We start from the raw sequence: 5,991 nt of genomic DNA on the forward strand, positions 1-5,991 counted from the left end.
CCGGCGCCACGCTGGTGCTCGCGCCCCGTGAGCGGTTGATGCCCGGTGCGCCCCTGCGTGCCCTGCTGCGCGACGAGTCCATCACCGCCGTCACCCTGACGCCCTCCGTGCTGGCGCAGATGACTCCGGAGGACTTCCCCGCGCTGGAGACGCTCATCTCCGCCGGTGAAGCCTGCACCCCGGAGCTGGTGGAGCGCTGGGGCGGCCGCGTGCGGCTGCTCAATGCCTACGGCCCCACGGAAGTCACCGTCTGCGCCACCCTCTCCGAGCCCATGCGCCCGGGCCAGCGGCTCAGCATCGGCCGGCCCTGGGCCAACGTGCGCGTGTACGTGCTGGATGCGCAACTGCGGCCCGTGCCGGTGGGCGTGCCCGGCGAGCTGTGCGTGGACAGCGTGGGCCTGGCGCGCGGTTACCGCCACCAGGCGGGCCTCACCGCCGAGCGCTTCGTCCCCCATCCCTTCAGTGACGTGCCCGGGGCCCGCCTCTACCGCACCGGCGACCGCGTGCGCTGGCTGGCCGACGGCACCCTGGAGTACCTGGGCCGCTTCGACCTCCAGGTGAAGCTGCGCGGCTTCCGCATCGAGCTGGGTGAAGTCGAAACGGCGCTCAGCCAGCACCCGTCCGTGCGCGAGGCGGTGGCCGTGGTGCGCGAGGACGCGCCGGGCGACAAGCGACTGGTGGCGTACGTCGTGGCCCAGGAGGGCGACACCCTCGACACCCTGGCGCTGCGCACCTTCCTCAAGCAGCGGCTGCCCGAGCACATGGTGCCCGCGGCTCTGGTGACCCTGGACGCGCTGCCACTGACGCCCAACGGCAAGGTGAACCGCCAGGCGCTGCCCTCCCCCGAAGGCGCCCAGGCCGCACAGGCGCGCGAGTACGTAGCGCCGCGCAACCGCACCGAGGAGCAGCTCGCCGGCATGTGGGCGGAGTTGCTGCACGTCGAGCGCGTGGGCGTGGACGACGACTTCTTCGAGCTGGGCGGTCACTCGCTGCTGGCCACCCAGGTGGTCTCCCGCCTGCAAGCCAGCTTCGGCGTGGAGCTGCCCCTGCGCGAGGTGTTCGAAGCGCCCACAGTGGCGAAGCTCGCCGCCCGGCTGCAGGCACTCGCGTCGGCGGGCGGCACGGCCGCGGGCGCTCCGGCGCTGACGCGGGTGGAACGCACCGGCTCGCTGCCGCTCTCCTTCGCCCAGCAGCGCCTGTGGTTCCTCGACCAGTTCCAGCCGGGCAGCCCCTTCTACAATCTCCCGATGGCCATCCGGCTGTCGGGTGCGCTGGACATGGCCGCCCTGGAGCGCGGCCTCCGCGAGCTGGTGCGCCGGCACGAGTCGCTGCGCACCACGTTCCGCACCGAGAACGGCGCGCCCGTGCAGGTCATCTCCGAGGAGGCCGCGCTCGCGTTCGACCTCGTCGACCTCTCCACGCTGCCTCCGGCCCAGTGCGAGTCCGAGGTCCGCCGGCTCATCCGCGAGACGGCGCTCCATGCGTTCGACCTCGCCAGCGGCCCGCTGCTGCGAATCCGCCTGCTGAAGCGCTCCGAGCAGGAGCACGTCCTCGTGGCGAACATGCACCACATCGTCTCCGACGGGTGGTCGCTCGGAGTCGTCGTCCGGGAGTTCGGCGCGCTCTATTCGGCCTTCCATGAAGGCCGGCCCTCACCGCTGCCCGAGCTGGCGGTGCAGTACGCGGACTTCGCCGCGTGGCAGCGCGCGTGGCTGGAGACCGGCGCGCTCCGACGGCAGCTCGACTGGTGGCGCGGGCAGCTCGAGGGCGCGCCCCAGGTGCTCGCGCTGCCCACGGACCACCCGCTGCCCGCGGTACAGACGTTCCGCGGCGCCACCCTTCCCGTGCGGCTGCCCCGAGCCCTATCGGACGCGGTGAACACCCTGGCGCAGCGCGAGGGCGTCACGCCCTTCATGGTGCTGCTGGCGGCCTTCCAGACGCTGCTGTCCCGCTACTCGGGCCAGGAGGACCTGGTCATCGGCACGCCGGTGGCCGGCCGCAACCACGTCGGGACGGAGGGCCTCGTCGGCTTCTTCGTCAACACGCTGGCGCTGCGCGCGCGCCCGTCGGGAGACAAGTCCTTCCGGGCCCTGCTCGCCGAGGTCAAGGACGCGGCCCTGGGCGCCTTCGCGAACCAGGACGTGCCCTTCGAGAAGCTCGTCGAGGAGCTGCAGCCGACGCGCAGCCTGGGCCACTCGCCGCTGTTCCAGGTGATGTTCTCCCTGCAGAACACGCCCATGCCCGAGCAGGCCCTGCCCGGGCTCACCCTCCGCCCCGTCGACATGGACCTCGGCGTGGCGAAGTTCTTCCTCACGCTCGCCCTGGACGAGCTGCCGGACGGCTACGCCGGAGTGTTCGAGTACAACTCCGACCTGTTCGACGCGGCCACCATCCAGCGCATGGCCTCGCACCAGCTCCGGCTGCTGGAGGCCGTGGTGGCCGCGCCCGAGCAGCTCCTGTGTGACTTGCCGCTGATGTCGCCCGAGGAGCGGCACCAGCTCCTGGTGGAGTGGAACGACACCGCGGCCGACTACCCGCGCGACACGCCGGTGTCCGCGCAGGTCGCGGCGCGCGCGGCGCGCAGTCCCGACGCCGTGGCGCTCTCGTGGGACGGTGGACAGCTCACCTATGCCGAGCTGATGCAGCGGGTGGGCATCCTGGCCGAGCGGCTGCGTGGGCTCGGAGTGGGGCCCGAGGTGCGCGTGGGGCTGTGCGCCCGCCGCTCGCCCGAGCTGGTGGTGGGCCTGCTCGCCATCCTGGAGGCGGGTGGCGCCTGGGTGCCGCTGGAGCCGGACGCTCCCCGCGAGCGTCTCGCGTTCATGCTGGAGGATGCGCGGCCCGCCGTGCTCCTCACCCAGCGGGCGCTGCGGGACGCGCTGCCCGTGAGCGCCGCCACGGTGGTGCTCTTCGAGGACGGCGTGACGCCCTCGGGTGAGGTGCCCCGGCTCCCACGGCCGGTGGCCGACAATGCCGCATACGTCCTCTTCACCTCCGGCTCCACGGGCCGGCCCAAGGGCGTGCTGGTCTCCCATCGCGCGCTGGCGCGGCACACGGCGTGGTTCATCTCCGCGCTGGAGCTGAGTGAGGGCGATCGGGTGCTGCAGAAGGCGTCGATTGGCTTCGACGCCTCCGTGCCGGAGCTGCTGGCGACGCTGGTGTCCGGGGCACGGCTGGTGCTCGGACCGACGGAGGCGGACAACGACACGGCCGCGTTGCTGGCCACGCTGGCGCGCCAGCAGGTGACGGTGCTCCAGCTCGTGCCTTCGCAGCTGCGAGTCCTCCTCGAAGAAGCGCAGGTGGAGCGCGCGGCGGGACTGCGCATGCTGCTGTCCGGAGGCGAAGCCCTGCCCGTGGAGCTGGTCCGCCGCGTCCGCGAGCGGCTGCCGTCCACGCGGCTCATCAACGCCTATGGCCCGACGGAGACGACCGTCGACGCGACGGCCTGGCTCGGCGGAGAGCCGGGCGAGGGCCCCTCCACGACCATCGGTCGCCCCATCGCCAACACCCAAGCATACGTGCTGGACACGCGGGGACAGCCGGTTCCGCCAGGTGTCTCGGGCGAGCTGTTCATCGGTGGCGACGGTCTGGCGCGCGGCTACGCGGGCCGGCCGGAGCTGACGGCCGAGCGCTTCGTGCCGGACGCGTTCGGCGGCAAGCCGGGCGCGCGGCTGTACCGCACGGGTGACCGGGCGCGCTGGCGCGTCGACGGCACGCTGGAGTTCCTCGGCCGCGTGGACGACCAGGTGAAGGTGCGCGGAGTCCGAATCGAGCCCGGCGAAATCGAGGCGGTCCTGGCCGAGCACCCCGCCGTGCGTGACACGGCCGTGGTGGCCCGCGAGGACGCGAGGGGCATGCGGCTGGTGGCCTATGTGGTGCGGCGCGACTCCGCGACGGAGACGGCGTCCCTCGTGGGCGACCTGCGGACCTTCCTCGCCGGACGGCTGCCGGCGGCGATGGTGCCTTCGGCGTTCGTCACGCTGGATGCGCTCCCGCTGCTCTCCAACGGGAAGCTGGACCGCAAGGCCCTGCCGGCGCCGGAGGCGACGGTGGATACGGGCACCGCCTACGTGGCCCCGCGCACCCCGACGGAGGAGCTGCTCGCGGGCCTCTTCGCCCAGGTGCTCGGCGTGGAGCGCGTGAGCGCCGTCGACAGCTTCTTCGACCTGGGCGGTCACTCGCTGCTGGCCACGCAGGTGGTGTCGCGCGTGCGGAGCGCGACGGGAGTGGACCTGCCGCTGCGCGAGCTGTTCGAAGCGCCCACCGTGGCCGGACTCGCCGCACGCGTGGACGTGCTGGCTCGCTCTTCCGAGGCCGCGCCGCTGGCCCCGCCGCTGCGGCCCATGCCGCGCACCGGCCCGCTGCCGCTGTCCTTCGCGCAGCAGCGCCTGTGGTTCCTGGACCGACTGGAGCCGGACAGCCCCTTCTACAACATGCCGGGCGTGCTCCGGCTGGAGGGCACGCTGGACGTAGGTGCCATGGAGCGCAGCCTCACGGAGCTGGTGCGCCGTCATGAGGTGCTGCGCACCACCTTCGCCGAGGGCCCCGTCCAGGTCATCCATCCGGCCGGACCGGTGCCGCTGCCCGTGGTGGACCTGTCCTCGCAGCCCGTGGATACCCGCGAGGCCGAGGTGCGCAGGCTGGCGCGCGAGGAGGCACAGCGCCCGTTCAATCTGTCGCGCGGGCCGCTGCTGCGCGCCACGCTGCTGAAGCGCGGTGAAGCGGAGCACGTGCTGTTCCTGACGCTGCACCACATCGTCACGGACGGCTGGTCCATGGTCGTCCTGGTGCGTGAGATGGCGGCGCTGTACTCGGCCTTCCGCGAGGGCCGTGCCTCGCCGCTGCCCGAGCTGCCCGTGCAGTACGCGGACTACTCCGCATGGCAGCGCGGCTGGCTCCAGGGTGACGCGTTGGAGGCCCAGCTCTCCTGGTGGCGTGAGCACCTCTCCGGCGCGCCTCCGATGCTGGAGCTGCCCACCGACTTCCCGCGTCCCGCCGTGCGCAGCCTGCGCGGCGCGACGCACTCGCGGGTGCTGCCGAAGACACTGACCGACTCGCTCCATGCGCTGAGCCGCCGCGAGGGCACCACCCTCTTCATGGCCCTGCTGGCTGGCTTCGAGGTGGTCCTCTCTCGCTACTCCGGTCAGGACGACTTCGTCGTTGGCACCGACATCGCCAATCGCAACCGCTCGGAGACCGAAGGCCTCATCGGCTTCTTCATCAACCAGCTCGCCCTTCGCGCGCGGCTCGATGGAGACCTGTCCTTCCGCGAGCTGCTCGGCCGCGTGCGGCAGGCGACTCTCGGCGCGTACGCCCATCAGGACCTGCCCTTCGAGGAGCTGGTCAAGGCGCTCAACCCCGACCGCAGCCTGGGCCATGCGCCGCTGTTCCAGGTGAAGCTGGTGCTCCAGAACCAGCCGGACGAGGTGCTGGAGGCGCCGGGCCTCACCCTGCGTGGCGAGCCCATCGAACTGGGTACGTCGCGTCTGGACATCACGCTGGCCATCCTGGAGACCGCGCGCGGCCTGGAGTGCATGGCCGAGTACCGCACGGACCTGTTCGAGGCTGCGACCATCGACCGGCTGATTCGCCACCTGGGCACGGTGTTGGAGGCCGCCGCGGCGAGGCCCGAGGCTCGCCTGTCCACCCTGCCCCTGCTCCCCGAGGACGAGCAGCGCCGAATGCTGGTCGAGTGGAACGCCACCACGCGGGACTTCCCGCGAGAGGCGTGTGCTCACCAGCTCTTCGAGGCGCAGGCGGCTCGTACCCCTGACGCCATGGCGGTGCGCTTCGAGGGCGGGGTGCTCACCTATGCCCAGCTCGATGCCAGGGCCAACCAGCTCGCGCACCACCTGCGCGCCCTGGGGGTCCGGGCCGAAGTGCCCGTGGCCCTGTGCGTGGAGCGCTCGCTGGACACGGTGGTCGGCATCCTCGGCATCCTCAAGGCCGGCGGCGCCTACGTCCCCATGGACCCGAGCTACCCCGTCGAGCGCC

At 72.5% G+C, this 5,991-nt stretch carries 1 protein-coding gene; it reads left to right on the forward strand.

The features are described 5' to 3' along the window. A partial coding sequence (locus HG543_RS50575; protein ID WP_169352161.1) for a non-ribosomal peptide synthetase occupies positions 1 to 5,991 on the forward strand: 5,991 nt, incomplete at both ends.

It is taken from the genome of Pyxidicoccus fallax, from assembly GCF_012933655.1.
GTDB lineage: Bacteria > Myxococcota > Myxococcia > Myxococcales > Myxococcaceae > Myxococcus > Myxococcus fallax.